General features: G+C 59.3%; 25 protein-coding genes. 22 read left to right on the top strand and 3 right to left on the bottom strand.

Annotated elements, in window-relative coordinates:
- Positions 1–580 precede the first annotated feature (580 nt).
- The 17 genes from H621_RS0102195 to H621_RS0102110 all read left to right on the top strand — a co-directional run bounded on the left by H621_RS0102195 (position 581) and on the right by H621_RS0102110 (position 9,997).
- Positions 581–1,099: a hypothetical protein gene (locus H621_RS0102195; RefSeq protein WP_028941795.1), complete on the top strand. Its 519-nt coding sequence runs from the start codon at positions 581–583 to the stop codon at positions 1,097–1,099.
- 102 nt (positions 1,100–1,201) lie between these two features.
- Positions 1,202–1,612 (top strand): superinfection immunity protein, encoded by a 411-nt coding sequence (locus H621_RS26810; RefSeq protein ID WP_036989314.1) that lies wholly within the window; start codon positions 1,202–1,204, stop codon positions 1,610–1,612.
- Positions 1,613–1,704: 92 nt separating this feature from the next.
- Positions 1,705–2,130, top strand: coding sequence for a hypothetical protein (locus H621_RS26805; RefSeq protein WP_036989312.1), 426 nt, complete (start codon positions 1,705–1,707; stop codon positions 2,128–2,130).
- A 477-nt stretch (positions 2,131–2,607) separates the two neighbouring features.
- A complete protein-coding gene (locus H621_RS0102180) occupies positions 2,608–2,829 on the top strand; it encodes a hypothetical protein (protein WP_028941793.1) in 222 nt (73 codons plus the stop codon).
- A gap of 58 nt (positions 2,830–2,887) precedes the next feature.
- Complete coding sequence (locus H621_RS0102175; RefSeq protein ID WP_028941792.1) at positions 2,888–3,118, top strand: Acb2/Tad1 domain-containing protein; 231 nt, start codon at positions 2,888–2,890, stop codon at positions 3,116–3,118.
- 384 nt (positions 3,119–3,502) lie between these two features.
- A complete protein-coding gene (locus H621_RS28890; protein WP_245219013.1) occupies positions 3,503–3,811 on the top strand; it encodes a hypothetical protein in 309 nt (102 codons plus the stop codon).
- A complete protein-coding gene (locus H621_RS0102165; RefSeq protein ID WP_028941790.1) occupies positions 3,808–4,029 on the top strand; it encodes a DUF551 domain-containing protein in 222 nt (73 codons plus the stop codon). The genes H621_RS28890 and H621_RS0102165 overlap by 4 nt, the downstream gene beginning before the upstream one ends.
- A 20-nt stretch (positions 4,030–4,049) precedes the next feature.
- Entirely contained in the window at positions 4,050–4,481 is a 432-nt protein-coding gene (locus H621_RS0102160; protein WP_028941789.1) for a hypothetical protein, read from the top strand.
- Positions 4,478–4,705 (top strand): hypothetical protein, encoded by a 228-nt coding sequence (locus H621_RS0102155; RefSeq protein ID WP_156905591.1) that lies wholly within the window; start codon positions 4,478–4,480, stop codon positions 4,703–4,705. The genes H621_RS0102160 and H621_RS0102155 overlap by 4 nt, the downstream gene beginning before the upstream one ends.
- On the top strand, positions 4,702–5,274 hold the full coding sequence (locus H621_RS0102150) for a hypothetical protein (RefSeq protein WP_028941787.1): 573 nt from the start codon (positions 4,702–4,704) through the stop codon (positions 5,272–5,274). Before H621_RS0102155 ends, H621_RS0102150 begins: the two co-directional genes overlap by 4 nt.
- A complete protein-coding gene (locus tag H621_RS0102145; protein WP_028941786.1) occupies positions 5,271–5,486 on the top strand; it encodes a hypothetical protein in 216 nt (71 codons plus the stop codon). Before H621_RS0102150 ends, H621_RS0102145 begins: the two co-directional genes overlap by 4 nt.
- Positions 5,483–5,938: a hypothetical protein gene (locus tag H621_RS0102140; RefSeq protein WP_028941785.1), complete on the top strand. Its 456-nt coding sequence runs from the start codon at positions 5,483–5,485 to the stop codon at positions 5,936–5,938. The genes H621_RS0102145 and H621_RS0102140 overlap by 4 nt, the downstream gene beginning before the upstream one ends.
- Before the next feature lie 292 nt (positions 5,939–6,230).
- On the top strand, positions 6,231–7,334 hold the full coding sequence (locus tag H621_RS0102130) for a coiled-coil domain-containing protein (RefSeq protein ID WP_028941784.1): 1,104 nt from the start codon (positions 6,231–6,233) through the stop codon (positions 7,332–7,334).
- Between the two features lie 7 nt (positions 7,335–7,341).
- Positions 7,342–8,118, top strand: a complete 777-nt coding sequence (locus H621_RS0102125; protein ID WP_028941783.1) for an ERF family protein — start codon at positions 7,342–7,344, stop codon at positions 8,116–8,118.
- Positions 8,102–8,719: a lambda exonuclease family protein gene (locus H621_RS0102120; protein ID WP_028941782.1), complete on the top strand. Its 618-nt coding sequence runs from the start codon at positions 8,102–8,104 to the stop codon at positions 8,717–8,719. Before H621_RS0102125 ends, H621_RS0102120 begins: the two co-directional genes overlap by 17 nt.
- Positions 8,720–8,733: 14 nt before the next feature.
- A complete protein-coding gene (gene ssb / locus H621_RS0102115) occupies positions 8,734–9,225 on the top strand; it encodes a single-stranded DNA-binding protein (RefSeq protein WP_028941781.1) in 492 nt (163 codons plus the stop codon).
- A 250-nt stretch (positions 9,226–9,475) separates the two neighbouring features.
- The gene (locus H621_RS0102110; RefSeq protein ID WP_028941780.1) at positions 9,476–9,997 is read left to right on the top strand and encodes a hypothetical protein; all 522 of its coding nucleotides are present in this window, start codon (positions 9,476–9,478) and stop codon (positions 9,995–9,997) included.
- Here the strand turns inward: H621_RS0102110 and H621_RS0102105 are convergent.
- On the bottom strand, positions 9,986–10,303 hold the full coding sequence (locus tag H621_RS0102105) for a hypothetical protein (RefSeq protein ID WP_028941779.1): 318 nt from the start codon (positions 10,301–10,303) through the stop codon (positions 9,986–9,988). The two genes, H621_RS0102110 and H621_RS0102105, sit on opposite strands and share 12 nt — an antisense overlap.
- Before the next feature lie 113 nt (positions 10,304–10,416).
- On the opposite strand from H621_RS0102105, the gene H621_RS0102100 reads away from it, so the two are divergent.
- Both H621_RS0102100 and H621_RS0102095 read left to right on the top strand, forming a co-directional pair.
- Positions 10,417–10,968, top strand: a complete 552-nt coding sequence (locus tag H621_RS0102100) for a hypothetical protein (protein ID WP_245219011.1) — start codon at positions 10,417–10,419, stop codon at positions 10,966–10,968.
- Positions 10,969–10,982: 14 nt separating this feature from the next.
- Complete coding sequence (locus tag H621_RS0102095; RefSeq protein WP_028941777.1) at positions 10,983–11,396, top strand: hypothetical protein; 414 nt, start codon at positions 10,983–10,985, stop codon at positions 11,394–11,396.
- A 33-nt stretch (positions 11,397–11,429) separates the two neighbouring features.
- Here the strand turns inward: H621_RS0102095 and H621_RS28410 are convergent, their stop codons facing one another.
- Positions 11,430–11,978 (bottom strand): hypothetical protein, encoded by a 549-nt coding sequence (locus H621_RS28410; protein WP_156905590.1) that lies wholly within the window; start codon positions 11,976–11,978, stop codon positions 11,430–11,432.
- Positions 11,979–12,059: 81 nt separating this feature from the next.
- Between H621_RS28410 and H621_RS0102085 the strand changes: the two genes are divergently transcribed.
- Positions 12,060–14,051: a DNA cytosine methyltransferase gene (locus H621_RS0102085; protein WP_028941775.1), complete on the top strand. Its 1,992-nt coding sequence runs from the start codon at positions 12,060–12,062 to the stop codon at positions 14,049–14,051.
- Here the strand turns inward: H621_RS0102085 and H621_RS27880 are convergent.
- Positions 14,048–14,233 carry a hypothetical protein gene (locus tag H621_RS27880; protein ID WP_084167902.1) on the bottom strand — a complete coding sequence of 62 codons (186 nt, stop codon included), beginning with the start codon at positions 14,231–14,233 and terminating at the stop codon, positions 14,048–14,050. The genes H621_RS0102085 and H621_RS27880 overlap by 4 nt on opposite strands.
- A gap of 65 nt (positions 14,234–14,298) precedes the next feature.
- Between H621_RS27880 and H621_RS0102080 the strand changes: the two genes are divergently transcribed.
- Positions 14,299–14,793: a hypothetical protein gene (locus tag H621_RS0102080; protein WP_028941774.1), complete on the top strand. Its 495-nt coding sequence runs from the start codon at positions 14,299–14,301 to the stop codon at positions 14,791–14,793.
- Positions 14,794–14,872: 79 nt separating this feature from the next.
- Positions 14,873–15,199 (top strand): hypothetical protein, encoded by a 327-nt coding sequence (locus tag H621_RS0102075; protein WP_028941773.1) that lies wholly within the window; start codon positions 14,873–14,875, stop codon positions 15,197–15,199.
- The last annotated feature ends 8 nt before the right edge of the window (positions 15,200–15,207 follow it).

The raw sequence follows: 15,207 nt of genomic DNA, 5'->3' as shown, positions 1-15,207 counted from the left end.
TCTGCACGGTGATGCAGGCTGGGGAGTATCGGTTGGTGGGGTATGGGGATGAGGTGGAGGCGGGGCAGCTTTTGCGGGACAAAGCGAAATAGCCATCACCAAACTGGTGAAGAGGCGTAGCAATGAGAAGGTGCATGGGAAGGATAATGCCCCATGAGTAAATAGTTGTTGAGCGCCACTTCACATCAAGCGAGTCACTAAGTAGTAAACACAGGGAAGGGTCACATGACCGATCATCAAGATGCTGCTCAAGACCGATCCGACTTTCTGAGAGTAGATGCAGGGGACTTCGCAAGGTTTCTCGAGGCCAAAATTGGAACCGAGGACTGCTGCCCACTATGCAATGGTGAAGACTGGGATATCTTTTGCCCCGGCGGCCCGAATTCTCCTACCCTTAGGATGGGCCTGCTAGTCCGAAACGCAGATCCTCAGTATTACGCTTCTACGTTCGCCTATGCCTGCAAGAATTGTGGGTTCATGAGGTTTCATAACGCTTTCCTCGTGCATAAATGGGTATCGGACAATCCCGCCTTTGATGCAGACCTGGCCGGGACTGGCGCGCATGAGGGGCAAGCCCCAAATGAGTAAAATTTTCAAAGGACAATCGGCAGAAGACGTCAAGCAACGCTTCGATGCATGCACAGCAGGACGTTTTGGCTTTAATGCTGGTGGCAGGCCATCCGAAGAGATGGTCAGTGACATTGAGCAATCCTTACGCAATACTGAGCCTATGAACGATATCACCCGCGAAGAACTGAATGCGCGCCTTGAGAACCAGCAACTCAAGGCAGATGCTCGCCTGAAGGATTTTGAGGGAAGGATTGCAGACGGGTTTACCCAGATAAACCATAGCTTGCAGCTGCTCGACAAAGACCTTTCAGGAGTCAAGGGGTTGCGTGGGACGATCATCACGAACTCGATTGTCTCCGTGATAGCCATTGTAGGCATCGTGATTGCTGTGATGGCATACGGTGTTTCCAACTTCGACTCTGGCCGCGATACAGCTGCTGCAATCCAAGAGGTTAAGCAGCAGTCAGCAGAGGCCAAGGCGTTGCTTGAGCAAATCAAGGCACAGCAGGCCAAGTCTTCTGGCCAATAGCATCTGGCGATAAGCAGGGCCCGCCTCGGCGGGCTTTTTCATGCCTACGTGATGGCTGATAGCCAGAGTGGTAGGATGGAGCCCCCATCAAGGAGCGCTCTAATGAAAATTGCTGGCCTGCTAGGGCTCGTATTGTTAACCCTGGTTTCTATTGCAATTGGTAGTGGTAATAACGCAATCGCGAAGATTTTCGCGTTCGTCTTCTTCCCTGCCGCCATTGCACTGTACTTTTACCCAACGATCTGCGCGATTGACCATCCAAAGGTGACGGCGATTTTCGGCCTTAACCTTCTGGCTGGCTGGACCTTTATCGGCTGGCTTATAGCTTTCGTCTGGTCGCTTAACAAGCCAGATCCTGTCGAGATAACGATCGCCACCCCAGAATCTGTGCCGACAGTTGTGCCAGATGCTGAAGTTGCAAGCATGAAAGCCTGCCCTAAATGTGCTGAGACCATCAAAGCTGCTGCCATTAAATGCAGATACTGTGGATCAGAGCTTTCGCAAGCTTCATGAGTAAACCAAAGCCGTCTTTTAGGATTGTTCGCGGCCGAATGCCGATTTCTTTCCGGTAGTCATATCAGAACCTCCCAGGAAGAGCACCTCACATGCGAACCACGTTACGATCAGCGATAATCTGTTCAGCAATCTGGTCAGCCTTTGCTGCAGCCGATCCAACCTACCTCGAGAAAATGACAGGGCTGCCGGCTGTATGCACTATTGATGCAATGTACCAACAGACCGAGGTTGACGCAGCCTCCAGGAAATATGGGGAGGGTAGTAAGCGCTGGTCAGACGCCTACCATCGCCGCCTGGACTCTGTTAGGGCGTGCGTTGATGACGCCAAGAAGAAGGGAAAGGCCCTCTACAAAGCAGAGGTTGAGCGTGCCCCTTCTTTGGAGTCAGAGCTGGCAGACATGTACGCTTCATGGCTCAACTACTTGGATCATTTAACCAATGATGATCGAGACTCACATGAACAGGCCTATGAAGCCTCCGCCAACCGCGTGAAAGCCCACGCTGACCTTCTGTAGTAGTAGTCACCCCCCCCTCTACGGCCCGCCATTGAGCGGGCTTTTTTGTGGGCGCAAGAAAATTCTGTACTTTTGGTACTTGACGATTATGAACCTCTGGTACATATTTACATCCATCGAGGCGCTACACAGCCCCTCGGGAGGCCCTCAAGCCTCACCGCTCTTTCACATCGATGGGAACCTCGCGGATCGATCCCGGAAACGGCACAGCGCGAGCAATAAATTCGATCCCCATGCCAGCTCTGGAACTGGCTACTGCGAAGTGAACCTTCGCCTGCTCAACGTCACGACGAACGCCAGTCAGCCAGGAACACAGGGTTGGCCGCGCAAGACGGACCGAGGGTTGCGCTTCAAACCGTCTCCCTGAAAGGTCCAGCTAAAAGGGCATCTATAGGCGCTTGGAGTGACTGCAAAACCAGATTTTCTCGGTGCCCTTCTTGCGAGGGGCATCCGGAAAATCAACCGGAGGGATTCACGATGTTCAACATGGCAACCATGGCGGCTGATGAATGCCGCGAAGACGCAGAAGACCGCGCCTGGAATCGCTGGATAGCACAAGCCCGCAAGATCCTCGGTCGCTATATCGTTGACGACCAGGGCGAAGCTGAAGAATGGCTGCATGATCTCTACTGCGACGGCTGTGAGCCTGCCGAAGCGGTCACCGAAGTTCAGTGCCAACTGGGCTTCATTGAGGCCTGATTTCACTGGCTGGCCTTGGCGACAGGGCCAGACGGGAAATCAACCAGAGGGCTACCCCATGGACAACCAGCACAAAAAGATCACCGGTTACCGCGACCTCACTCAGAGCGAAATCGACGGCATGAACTCGATCAAGGCCCTGGAGGCTGATGCCGGCGAGCTGTTCAAGCAAATCGGCCAGATCGAGGGCGTCGACCCTCGCCTACTGGCCTTGGCCAAGACCAACCTGCAGCAGGGCTTCATGTGGTTCGTCCGCTCGATCGCGAAGCCTGCCGACCCATTCGGCTGAACAACCAGCGCCACGTCAGTCTGACGTTAACTGCCCGATCACCTGGTTCCCCATCACCAGGCTGCATCGGAGTGTGATCTGAATGCGCAGGCTGATGCGCAGGTTTGAAAGCAAACAGTTCCCGCGAACGATCGATACCGGCTAAGTAGTTTCATATGCCCGCGCGGTACCGGGTCGTAATAACTGGCATTGAGGTAGGCGCAAGCCGTTCACCTCGGCATGGTTCGCAAGCCGGAGATCAGTTCCGGCCAGATCACACCCCGATGCATCCCGCATCCCCTTCCCTTCACATCGACCGTATCGGCATGTGCCAGCGAGCTTCATGGCTCGGGTTGGTCACCTGTGCTGGCATCTGACCGATGCGGTCCTACTGAGGATCACAAAATGGAATACATGGCAGCCCAAATGGATCGCCAAATTGAAGGCGCCCAGCACCGATACGACGATGCTCTCAAGGAGGGCGAGCAGCCAGCCTTCCCGATTGCGGATTACGACCACCAAACCTTCATGCCAGAAACCGTTGATGAGGCGAAGCGCCTACTGTCAGGCATGAGCCTTCGCGACTACTTCTCAGCCAAGGCAATGAACGGCATCTGCGCCCACCACGACACTTGGGGGCTGACAGAGCAAGAGATAGCCGATCACGCCTACCGCCTCGCCGACGCCATGCTCGCCGCCCGGGCGAAGCCATGAGCGGCTGGATCAAGTGCTCTGAGCACATGCCTGAGCTACCCAAGGGTGGCGGCAAGGCCTGGGTAATCGCCTACACACCCGCACGCAAAGCACAGAGCGCCTTCAACGGCGCCCGCTTCCTCTACTGGAACGGCATTGACTGGCGCTACGGAGATGGCTCGCGTTTCGAGCACCGCGTTACGCATTGGCAACCACACCTCTCCCCACCCACCGAGTAACCCACCACCTGGAGGCGACCATGGGCGCACTTCGCAAAGCACAGTTTGAGTACGACAACCGGCTCCCGCCTGCGGTGCGCGACGATGATGCCGCCCAGGGCGAGTGGATCGACAAACACGCCGCCGAGCTGGTGCTGGGCTACCGCGTGAGCTGGGGCTACCGGCAAGGGGAGAAAGGCGAGGTCACCCAAGCCGACATGGCCCGGGCGGTCCAGGATCGGCTGAATCAGCGACAGATTGATGGACTAGATACGCAGGACGCCTTCGGCCAACTGGTAATGGCTGGGATGGGCACCGGCAGCGCTGGCTTCATCCTTGGCCTGTGCACGTACCTGCTGGGCGGCCGCAACGCGCTCAAGGACATCGCCGCCGACCTGCTGCGCCCACATGCAGCCAAGGCCGTGGCCCTTGAGCGGGAGCAGGATCGCCTGGAGCGGGAGTGTGGATTTTGAAAACTCCCGAGCAGATGCACGCCCTGGCGATTGGTGAGGTGATGTCTCAGCTTCGCCAGCTCGCTAAGTCGCCTACCCCTGTTCCGGACCAGACCTTCGTCCTCGGGATGCTGGAAGGTTTCGAGAAGATCGGAGTCTTCGACCTCCACACCCTGAACAACATCCGCGACAAGGTCTTCGTCACCACCACTCAACGCGTTGAGCAATTGAGGGAATCAGCATGAGCCAGATTGATTGGAGCAAGGCGCCACCGCACGCAACGCATTGGTGCCCGGGCAACGCAAAGATTGAGGCCGGCTGGATCTACAACCCTGGCAGCACCAAGGGCGAGTTTTACAGCTGCTATGCCGACAAAGGGCTCGAGCACATCCCGGCTTTCCCTGAATGGAGAAAGGCAAGGCTCGTGCCGAGGCCTGCTGAGCCGGGCTGGAACGGCGAAGGCCTGCCACCGGTTGGCACCCCGGTAGAAGCATCGTTTGCCTGTGAAAACTTCGACAAGTGGCACGACGGCGTTTGTGTTGCGGTAGGCGAAGATCCAGAAGGTCGCGAAGACTTCTGCGTTGTTCAGTGCGGCAAGAAGATTGCCATGTACAGGGACGAAGCCAAACGGGTTAGACCACGCCGCACGCCCGAGCAGATCGCCGCCGATGAGCGCCTGCATGAGATTCGCAATGCGCTGACGACGATCAACTCCAAAGTGCATTTCCCAAATGACCTAGTGCGCGGGAACATTCTCGCCGCAGCGGTGGAGGCCATGATCGACGCTGGCTACCGCAAGCAGGAGGCATCATGACAACTCCAGTTTTCCCGTCGATCATCGACGAGCAGGTCGCTGAGGCTGCGCAGGCAATCCCGGATGACCGCATCCTGATGGTTTTCAAGGGCCTGACCATGGCGGACGCCATGAACCAGGCGCGCATGGCTCACATCGAGAACCCGGCAGCCTGGTCGGGTCGCGCCTACCTGTGCGGAATGTGCACGCTGGCCTATGAGGTGCGGGCATGAAGCTTGAGCGCTCGATACTCATCACCTTGGCCGCTCACGAATCAACCTTGCAGCAGATCAAGTCGTTGACGGCCGAGATCGGGCTTCACCTTGGTAGATGTGAGAACCGCTTCGAGTTGATTGGCCCAAAGCCTGTCAACCCATGCCCGGAACTTGGCGATATGCCTTGGCCGAATGGAAGCGAAGAGCATTGGCGAATCCTGTATGACGAGAAAGATCGACGCAGGACGCATATGTGGGACGCATTCCGACAGTATTCGGACGACGAAGACCGAGGACTGAATGACGTGGAAGTGGCGGATTACCTTCTCAAGCAGGGATGCGTCCACTGCACCAGAGCCTGGTATTTCGTCAGGGATCGCAAGAAAGCGCGTCGCGACCTTGGCAACTTCCGCCGCTCTCTGCGCGCACTGGGCAAGTCGGCTATCAAGGCTCTGGGGTCAAAGCCATGACCTCCTACCAGCGCGCCCGCCGCCTCTACATCCTGCGCGGCTCAGTCACCACCCTCACCCTCTTCACCTTCCTGATGCTGCTCAGCGCTCTCGCTGACCGGATCACTTCCTGATTCACACTCCCGAGCACGGCGGGCCCCTACGGGGATAACCGTACCCTGAGTGGAGCGTAGGCCGGAAAGAGCGCGCAACCATCACCGGCAGCCAGAGCCTGGGTCAACCCTCCGTGCTTGGGTGATCTGGCATTCCCTATTCCAACTGACGGCGCTCGCATGGAGCGCGAGGTGTCCTAATGTCCGCACAACAGCAGCTGATCACCGTCGACGACATCAGCGAAGACAACGCCCCGGCCATCTACGTCGCCGGCGGCTTGAAGCAGTTCATCGAGATTGCAAAATCAGAAGTCGAAGGCGAAGTGCCTGACTTGACCACCCGCAAAGGCCGCGAGCGCATCGCCAGCCTGGCCGCCAAGGTCAGCAAGTCGAAGTCCGCCGTCGAAAAGCCGGGCCGTGATTATCTACGGCGCCTGAAGGAAATGCCGAAGGTCGTCGAGACCGAGCTGCGCGAGTTCGTGACGGAAATGGACGCCCTGCGCGATCGGGTTCGCCAGCCGCTGAACGACTGGCAGGCTGCCGAAGATGCCCGGGTGGATCGGCACAACAGCGCCATCACCCACCTGAAACTCAACGCCCAGGACTTGGACGGTATCACCGCTGAGGACCTGGCCGACCGCATCGCCAGGGTGGAAGCCGTTGCCCTGGGCAAAACGTGGGAAGAGTTCGAGGCTGAAGCTGCCCGGGCCAAGGACGATTCGCTGAAAGTGCTGCGCGCCGCTCTGGCTGCCCGCCAGCAGTACGAATCCGAGCAGGCCGAACTGACCCGCCTGCGCGCCGAGGCAGAGGCCCGCGAGAAACGGGACCGCGAAGAACGCATTGCCCGGGAAGCCGCAGAACAGGCCACCCGAGAAGCTGAAGCCAAGGCCCAGCGCGAGCGTGACGCAGGAGCTCAACGAATCCGTGACGAGCAGGCCGCCGCCGAGAAGCGCGAGAACGACCTGAGGCTTCAGGCCGCCGAAGCTGAACGTCGCGCCGAGCAAGCAAAGCGCGAGCAGATTGAAGCCGAGCAGAAGGCTGAACAAGAGCGCCAGGCCGCAGCACGACGCGAGGAAGAGGCTGCCGAACAGGCCCGCCAAGACGAGCGCCGCCGGGCTGACGAAGCCGCAGCCGAAATCCTCCGCCAGCAACAGGCGCGAGAGCGCGACCAGGCGCACAAGATCAAGATCATGGGCGAAGCCAAGGAAGCGCTGATGTCGATGAACATCACCGAAGAACTGGCCAAGGCCATCGTCCTGAAGATCGCCCGCCGCGAAGTCCCGAATATCACCATCAACTTCTGAGGTTGCCATGAGCCAAGTAGCCAGGGTCGAAACCCATTCCCAGCCGCCGGCTGTAGCCGCCGAGTCGGTAACCGTCCTGCAGATCATTCAGCAGGTCGCCATGTCTCCGAACGCTGACATCGACAAGATGGAGCGCCTGATGGTCATGCACCAGAACATCCAGGCCCTGCAGGCCAAGCAGCAGTTCGACGAAGCCTTGGCCGCCATGCAGGAAGAGCTGCCGGTGATCGGCGAACGTGGAGGTATCAAGGACAAGAATGGCCGCATCCAGAGCACCTACGCGCTCTGGGAAGACATCAACGAGATGATCAAGCCGGTTCTCGCAAGGCATGGATTCGCCCTGTCCTTCCGCACCCCACGCAACGAACGCGGCATCGAGGTCGAAGGAGTCCTGAGCCACCGCGCCGGTCACCGCGAAACCACCTCCCTGGTCCTGCCGGCCGATACTACCGGCAGCAAGAACGGCGTACAGGCCGTGGCCTCCAGCGTTAGCTACGGAAAGCGCTACACCGCCGGCGCCCTGCTCAACTTCACTACCACTGGTGAGGATGACGATGGCAACGGCGCAGTTGTGACGCCGCGGGTGACCTCGGTGCAGGCCACACAGCTGGCCATGCTGCTGGAGCGCTGCAGCGATAAAGCCAAGACCGCATTCGCCAGCATCCACGGAACCCCATCCGCAGTTGAGAAAGCAGCGTTCGACCAGGTGTTGGGGATGCTGAGCAAGTCTGTGAAGCAGCACGAAGCCGCGAGCGAGGAGAGCACTAATGCAGATCATCACTGATATCGAGCAAGGCACGCCGGAGTGGCTGGCACTGCGCCTGGGCATCATCACCTGCTCGGAACTGGATTGCCTGCTGGTCAGTGGCAAGGGGGAAGCAGGCTTCGGCGTGGCAGCCTTCACCTACATGGACCAGCTGATTGGGGAGCGCATCACCGAAGAGGCCGCCGAAATTCCTTTTCAGACCAAGGCAACCATCCGAGGTCATGAACTGGAGGGGGTCGCGCGAAGCCTGTATGAGGACCGCGAAAGCCTCAAGACTCGGTCCGTGGGAATCATCTTGAACCACGGCATCGGCTACTCGCCTGACGCCCTGGTCGGCGACAACGGCCTCACCGAGATCAAAACCAAGCTGCCCAAGTTTCAGGTCGGCGTGATCCTGGCTGGTGAAGTTCCGAAAGAGCATGTCGCCCAATGCCAGGGCGGCCTGTGGGTCTCCGAGCGCGAGTGGCTGGACTTCATCAGCTACTGGCCGGGCATGCCCCTCTTCGTCAAGCGCGTGTACCGCGACGAAGTGATGATCCGCAAGCTCACCGAGCGGGTGAAGACCTTCTACGAAATCCTCGACGAGCGCATGAACAAGGTTCTCGGCGCGGCCGCATAATCCAAGGAATCACGATGCCTACTCTTACTGATATCGGCCGCATTGGCCGCGACGCTGAACTGCGCTACACCCCAGGCGGCGACGCCGTGTGCAACCTGGCAATTGCCTGTGACTACGGTCGCAAGGGCCAGGACGGCAAGCGCCCGACACAATGGGTAGATGCCACGCTCTGGGGTAAGCAGGCCGAAGCCATGGCCCAGTACCTGGTCAAAGGCCAGCAGGTCCACTTCACCATCGATGACGCCCACGTTGAGGTGTTCACCAAATCGGACCAAACGCAGGGCGTGAAGCTCACGGGCCGGGTGATCATCATCAAGTTTGCCGGCAGCCCGCCACAGCAGGCGCAGCAGAGCAGCCAGCAGCAACAGTCCAGGCCACAGCAGCAGCGCCCACAGAACCGCCAGCAGGCACCTCAGCAGAGTCAGCAAGGCGCCCATGGCCCGGACTACGAAAGCTTCGACGATGATATTCCCTTTGCGCCGCTGCCCTACCTGTCCGGGGCATAGCCATGAAGACCACACGGCTACGCCTCACCTACCCCGTCGCCTACTACCAGGGCCGGACCAGCCGCCAAGACGGCAAATGCCGCCTCTCCCAGCCCTACGGAAACATGACCGTCGACGGAGGCTGGTGGTTGGCGGGCTGGCACGACGCCGATATGGAACTCACCCATGAAACTCAAACGAATGGCCCTGCAGCGCCACCAGCGCCGGGCACAGGTTCACTTGCCGCCTAGCGGATTGAAGGGGGTGCCAAATGGCAATGACGCAGACACAGCGCGACGAGCGCCGCCGAGAGAAGGCGGCCAGGCTACAGGAAGAAGACCTGCGCTTGAAGGTTCGACCAGGGACTAAGCAGGCCCTGCTGGAGCTGATGGAGTGGGCCGGAATCGAGGAACAGGGCGAGGCGATGACGCTGATGATTCATCACATCGAAGCGCTCGGACACCACGCCTTGTTCAGGATCGCGCGCCACGAAATCGAAGCTCACCGATCTGCGGCGCGGGCCGATCCGCTGCGCCTGTCAGCCAGGAAGCGAACCGGCCAGCACCTTCGGGCGATATGCGGATGGGCAGATGCCACATACAGCCAGATGATCGAGGCTTTGATCCACGGCATCCATGCACTGGGCATGCAGCACGCTGCGAAGTTTCTAACCCCGCCGCGGCACGAGATCAGCATATCGCCCCGCCTGGCACTGGCCTTCGACCGGAAGAGCATGCTGATGATTCAGCAGGATCCGGGCGACGAGGTGCTCTCCCCTCGCTTACAGGCCTAGCTCGTCTAGCTCTTTGTCAATGAGTGTCTGGGAGTGATTCATTGCAGATGTCGCGAAGGTCGCATAAATCTGGAGGTCGTCGTAATCAAGCCCGGATTTTCCGTCTTGTATTTCAATACAGCGCGCAAGCGCGTGCTCAATCAGGCCATGACTCAGCACGTTATTTGCAACCTCACTGCCGTATGACTCATGTATCCGCAAGCGAAGAGCCTTCACTTCATCCAGCTTGGTCTGTGCTGCAGATTTACCAAGGCTGTCTTGGTCGTAGATCTTTGCCCAAATATGGTCGACAACAGGCTTTTTCACAGCTCACTCCTTTGACCCGGCCCCATGCCGGTCACCCGTAATACCCCATCCAAAACCAAATTGCCACCATGCCGCATCCGGCCACGGAGGGCGGCGCATGCATGGAGAAAGCCATGAGCTACTTCTACAAGACCGAATCGCCAAAGGTCCTGGCCGCCGTGCGCGCCTGGGACGGGAAGAAAGCAGCCTGGGACGCTCAGCGCAAAAATCTGGGCGAAGCCTTTGGCGCCGACGCCTCGCCGATGTACAGCGGCTCCCGCAACTACGTCGGCGGCATCAAGCTCAGCGCCAGCCGCGACCTTGATGTGCATTGGTGCCGCCCCGACGAATACGGCTACCGCTCTCTGCGCCGGGCGCCCAAGCATGCCAAGGGCACGGACAAAGAGGTGCGCGCGGCAGAGAAGGCTGAGCACCAGCGCCTGGAAGATCTCTGGAAAGCACATTGCCCGGACGATATCGACCGGGACGAAATGTGGGAAGCCATCGGCGTCGAGCGCGGCGGCATCTGGCTCAGTGGCGGGGTGTGCTTCACCTATGGCGATACCGTGTACCTGAACCTGGGCAGCAAGGCGGCTGACGGCGATGTCGACGGCCTGGTTGAGATAGTCAGCAGCGAGTACGAAGCCGCCCGCCAGCGCGTGCTCAATCAGCGCAAAGCAGCCTGATCAAGGACCGACCAATGAGCAATTACAGCTGCGACTACGTTCGCCGCCATTACGACGTGCCGGCCGAGGTCGGTCGCCGGGTTATCGCCAACGGCGAGCCCGGCATCATCATGGCTGACCGTGGCCACTACATCGGCGTCATCCTCGACAGCGACCCGAAGAAGCGCATCCGCAACTATCACCCGACTTGGGAGATGCAGTACGGCGAGATGGCCGACGAGCTGCCGATCAAGCAGTGGGAAGTCCTCACCAACTGCATGTACGACTGGGATGACGTGCGTTACATGCTGGGCGATGCCCGCCACTACGTGCGGCGCATTTGGGCCGCCACTCGCAGTCAGGCCAAGTACAGGGCCTATCAAGAGCTGGCCGAGTGCTTCAACGACGACGCTACGGCCATGCTCACCTTCAAAGTCCGCGCCGCCTGACACTCCGGCGCTGCCTGCCAGCTAACCTGCAGACTACCTTTTCATCCGGATACGCTTCAGCTCAGCGCGATCTTGAAATTGAGTCCAGTCGAACTGGATCATCGATGACAGCAGCTTCAGATCATCGTAAAGCCTGAGTGTCGCCTCCGTAGTCGGCGTCGTGGCCATGTATTTCTCAACTTCATAGTGAATTTTATAAATCGAGCCCATCAAGCCGCTGTAGTACACAACAAGCTTATAGTCTGAGAGCTCGTGCACCAAAATCGCCTTGGCTGCCTCCAAAGAGGACCTCAAAGATTCACTTAAATACTTTTCCCAAACCGAGCGAAACTCGAAATAAGCAGCCTCATCATTTGCAAAGCTGGAAACCGACTGTGCGCTTTCGACCGCATTTTTAATGACGGCGCAGTAGGCGTCGAAACGATCTATAGAGTTTCGTTTTGCAAGCCTACTTTGACGCCTTTCTTGCCCACTGCTGATTGCAAAAGCACCAACAATCGCACCGATTGAGCCTACTGCCTGGACCCAAGACGCAAGACCCGGATGATGTTCAATCCACAACAAAACGCCTTCCCAGCTCACTCATATCCCCTTTAGCTCAGCACTGCGCCGGGCACTAATACCCGACTTCACCAACTTACGCCACCCCGGCGAGGACCGCCCATGTCTGCATTTCAGAAAAAGCCCGCCTTCGACTTCAAAACCCAGTACGGCCTGGGCCTCGATCCGCAAGATGACGAGATCGTGGTCGACTTCTTCTGCGGCGGTGGCGGCGCCGGTACCGGGCTGGAGATGGGCCTGGGTCGTCCGGTGACCGTGGCCAAGAACCACAACCCGGCAGCAATCAGCATGCACACGGCCAACCACCCGCACGCTCGGCACTACACCACCGACGTGTTCGAGGGTGACCCGGACGAGGAGTGCGGCGGCCGCCCAGTGGGCTGGTTCCACATGAGCCCGGACTGCACCCACCACAGCCAGGCTGCCGGCGGCCAGCCGCGCAAGCGCGAGATTCGCAACTTGTCGTGGATCGGCCTGAAGTGGGCCGGAAAGAAGAAGCCCCGGGTGATCAGCCTGGAAAACGTGAAGCAGATCCTGCAATGGGGCCCACTGATCGCCAAGCGCGACAAGGCTACTGGCCGGGTCGTCACTCTGGACCTGGTGCAGCACCCAACCAAGCCAAAGGCAAAGGTCAACCGGGTGGCCGCGTCCGGCGAGCAGGTTCCGGTTTCCAATCAGTTCCTGGTGCCAGACCCAAAGCGCCGCGGCACCACCTGGAAGCGCTTTGTGGCTTTGCTGGAGGGCATGGGTTATCAGGTCGAGTGGCGCGTTATCAAGGCCTGCGACTTCGGCGCCCCTACCAGCCGGGAGCGCCTGTTCATGATCGCCCGCTGCGACGACCAGCCGATCGTGTGGCCGACGCCAACCCACGCGAAGAAGCCCGCCAAGGGTCAGCAGAAGTGGCGCACCGCGGCGGAGTGCATCGACTGGACTGTGCCGAGCAAAAGCATCTTCGGCAGGAAGAAAGACCTGGCCCAGGCCACCCTGCGTCGAGTCGCCAAAGGCCTGCAGAAGTTCGTGCTCAATAACCCGCAGCCCTTCATTGTGCCGATCGCCAACTGGTCCGGCGAACTGGCCCAGTCCGCACATGAACCATTGCGCACAGTCACCTCTTGGCCCCGCGGCGGGTCGTTCGCCATGGCCAGCCCGATCATTGCACCAGCAACACACCAGGGCAGCGACCGGGTGAACGATCCCTTGGAACCATTGCCGACAGTGACCTGCGCCAATCGCGGGGAGCTGACGCTGATCAGCCCTACCCTAATTCAGTCGGGATATGGCGAGCGCACCGGCCAGAAGCCGCGAGTGCCCGGGCTCGATCAACCAGTGGGCACAGTGGTCGCCGGCGGCGTGAAGCACGCATTGGCCTCCGCTCACCTGGTGAAGTTCCGCTTCGATGACGCAGGCAAGGCCGTGGACGAGCCGGTACCGACCATCACCAGCGGTGGTAACTACCAGCGCCCGGCCGGCGCCGCACACGCCATGGGCCTTACAACGGTGTTCATGGCCCAGATGAATGGCGGCTTCAACACCACCCACGCCAAGGGTATGGACGACCCCATGACCACGGTGACCAACACCGGCAGCCAGCAGCAACTGGTCAGTGCCAGCCTGGCTACCCTGCGCAACAACTGCACCGGGCGAAGCATGGATGAGCCAGTGCCAACCATGACCGCCGGCGCCGAGCATCACGCCCTGGTCGAGTACAAGCTTTCTCCAGAGCATGAAGAAGGCGCGCTGCGGGTGGCTGCGTTCCTGATCAGCTACTACGGGACGGAGAACACCAGCGGTGCTGACCACCCCTCACCCACAGTCACGACCCGGGACCGCCTGGCACTGGTCACCGTGCATGTGAAAGGCACGCCGTATGTGATCGTCGACATCTGCCTGCGCATGCTGCAACCGCATGAGCTGTACCTGGCCCAGGGCTTCCCAGCCGACTACATCATCGACAAGGGCGCCGACGGCAGGGAGTTCACCAAGACCGAACAGGTACACATGTGTGGCAACAGCGTCAGTCCGCCACCAATGGCTGCCTTGGCCAGAGCTAATGATCCGTGGCGAATAGCAGAGCGTCTATCGGTAGCAGCTTAAGACTCATCAGCGAGTCGGAAGCGGAACTCCGCTGGAGATCCTGGAGCTTTGAAATAGGACTCCTCGACATGCAAGGCACCACAAAGTTGGCAGTTAAAAACCTGCCAATCGGTTTTGCCGTCGTGGCGTAACTGAACTTCGGTTTCCTTGCCGCATTTCTTACAAGTCAGCTTTTGATTCATCGCGCTCCTCCAGCCCCACCCCTTAACTGTAGCCGCGTCTTGCTCAGGCGCAGATAGGTATCCCCATGCCCACAGAAAACCGATCCAGCAACACCGAACAGATGGTCAGCGTGCCGCGTGAGCTGCTCGAGCGCTGCGACTTTGGAAGGAATACGGCGACAGCACTGGCCGCGCTCCCTGAGCTTCGCGCCATTCTTGCCAAGCCAGCCGCCCAGCACCAGAGCGAGCCGGTTTTCATGGTCCGATCTCATGGCTCCTGCTGCTGGGAAGAGTCGAATGGCGAGGGCTTGGACATAGCCTTGTCGATGCCGGATGAGTACGAGGTCCGAAAGTTCTACCTCCACCCACCAACCTCCGACGGCTTCAGCGCCGGTGACATGGCCGACCAGGGTGCCAAGGCGTTTGCTGCGCGAGATCCGGAAGTTGAGCAACTGCGCGCCAAACTGGTCGAGCTCCGGTCTTCGGTGCATGAGTTCGTGCGGATTCATGGCCTGTCGGTCGACGGAGCGGCAGCACGCAACAAAGCCCTGATCGAACTCCAAGCCGCTGTCGAAGGCTGAAATGCCCAAGGAGTACATTTGTACTCCGCCCCCTCTCCCCTCTATTGAACAGCCGCTATATGGCGGCAAGGACGAAGTCATGCCTGAAGAAGTCAAACTGATCCAGCGATCGCCGGTAGTGCGCGATGAAAACGGAATGTTCCAGCACCCCGACCTGCCTGACTTCGATGAAGGCGATGGCGACAAGTGCAAGGCCTGGATCGCTGAGCAAGGCTTGCAGGTCACCATGGTCAGCCTGGAGTACGCCGACGAAGCGGTAGCTAACCGGTACTTTGAAAGTCATGACCCGGATTGCAGCTATTGGGAGCCAGAACGGCCGTTCGGTGGCGACTGGTTTTGTCTGGCCATCCACGACACCGACGACGGCCCTGTGTGTTGGTGGGCGCGCCGCGAGGTGACGCCATGATCCTCCTA

This window comes from Pseudomonas vranovensis DSM 16006, from assembly GCF_000425805.1.
Taxonomy (GTDB): Bacteria; Pseudomonadota; Gammaproteobacteria; order Pseudomonadales; family Pseudomonadaceae; genus Aquipseudomonas; species Aquipseudomonas vranovensis.
This window is presented reverse-complemented; position numbering and strand designations above follow the sequence as displayed.

What these genes read in the sequence shown, in the direction of transcription:
- H621_RS0102160 (WP_028941789.1), top strand. Translation starts at nt 4,050, where the DNA reads ATGGGCGCACTTCGCAAAGCACAGTTTGAGTACGACAACCGGCTCCCG.
- H621_RS0102080 (WP_028941774.1), top strand. Translation starts at nt 14,299, where the DNA reads ATGCCCACAGAAAACCGATCCAGCAACACCGAACAGATGGTCAGCGTG.
- H621_RS0102075 (WP_028941773.1), top strand. Translation starts at nt 14,873, where the DNA reads ATGCCTGAAGAAGTCAAACTGATCCAGCGATCGCCGGTAGTGCGCGAT.
- H621_RS0102100 (WP_245219011.1), top strand. Translation starts at nt 10,417, where the DNA reads ATGAGCTACTTCTACAAGACCGAATCGCCAAAGGTCCTGGCCGCCGTG.
- H621_RS0102195 (WP_028941795.1), top strand. Translation starts at nt 581, where the DNA reads ATGAGTAAAATTTTCAAAGGACAATCGGCAGAAGACGTCAAGCAACGC.
- H621_RS0102095 (WP_028941777.1), top strand. Translation starts at nt 10,983, where the DNA reads ATGAGCAATTACAGCTGCGACTACGTTCGCCGCCATTACGACGTGCCG.
- H621_RS0102110 (WP_028941780.1), top strand. Translation starts at nt 9,476, where the DNA reads ATGGCAATGACGCAGACACAGCGCGACGAGCGCCGCCGAGAGAAGGCG.
- H621_RS0102085 (WP_028941775.1), top strand. Translation starts at nt 12,060, where the DNA reads ATGTCTGCATTTCAGAAAAAGCCCGCCTTCGACTTCAAAACCCAGTAC.
- H621_RS26805 (WP_036989312.1), top strand. Translation starts at nt 1,705, where the DNA reads ATGCGAACCACGTTACGATCAGCGATAATCTGTTCAGCAATCTGGTCA.
- H621_RS0102165 (WP_028941790.1), top strand. Translation starts at nt 3,808, where the DNA reads ATGAGCGGCTGGATCAAGTGCTCTGAGCACATGCCTGAGCTACCCAAG.
- H621_RS0102120 (WP_028941782.1), top strand. Translation starts at nt 8,102, where the DNA reads ATGCAGATCATCACTGATATCGAGCAAGGCACGCCGGAGTGGCTGGCA.
- H621_RS0102175 (WP_028941792.1), top strand. Translation starts at nt 2,888, where the DNA reads ATGGACAACCAGCACAAAAAGATCACCGGTTACCGCGACCTCACTCAG.
- H621_RS0102130 (WP_028941784.1), top strand. Translation starts at nt 6,231, where the DNA reads ATGTCCGCACAACAGCAGCTGATCACCGTCGACGACATCAGCGAAGAC.
- H621_RS0102150 (WP_028941787.1), top strand. Translation starts at nt 4,702, where the DNA reads ATGAGCCAGATTGATTGGAGCAAGGCGCCACCGCACGCAACGCATTGG.
- H621_RS0102125 (WP_028941783.1), top strand. Translation starts at nt 7,342, where the DNA reads ATGAGCCAAGTAGCCAGGGTCGAAACCCATTCCCAGCCGCCGGCTGTA.
- H621_RS0102180 (WP_028941793.1), top strand. Translation starts at nt 2,608, where the DNA reads ATGTTCAACATGGCAACCATGGCGGCTGATGAATGCCGCGAAGACGCA.
- H621_RS28890 (WP_245219013.1), top strand. Translation starts at nt 3,503, where the DNA reads ATGGAATACATGGCAGCCCAAATGGATCGCCAAATTGAAGGCGCCCAG.
- H621_RS0102140 (WP_028941785.1), top strand. Translation starts at nt 5,483, where the DNA reads ATGAAGCTTGAGCGCTCGATACTCATCACCTTGGCCGCTCACGAATCA.
- H621_RS26810 (WP_036989314.1), top strand. Translation starts at nt 1,202, where the DNA reads ATGAAAATTGCTGGCCTGCTAGGGCTCGTATTGTTAACCCTGGTTTCT.
- H621_RS0102145 (WP_028941786.1), top strand. Translation starts at nt 5,271, where the DNA reads ATGACAACTCCAGTTTTCCCGTCGATCATCGACGAGCAGGTCGCTGAG.
- H621_RS27880 (WP_084167902.1), bottom strand. Translation starts at nt 14,233, where the DNA reads ATGAATCAAAAGCTGACTTGTAAGAAATGCGGCAAGGAAACCGAAGTT.
- ssb (WP_028941781.1), top strand. Translation starts at nt 8,734, where the DNA reads ATGCCTACTCTTACTGATATCGGCCGCATTGGCCGCGACGCTGAACTG.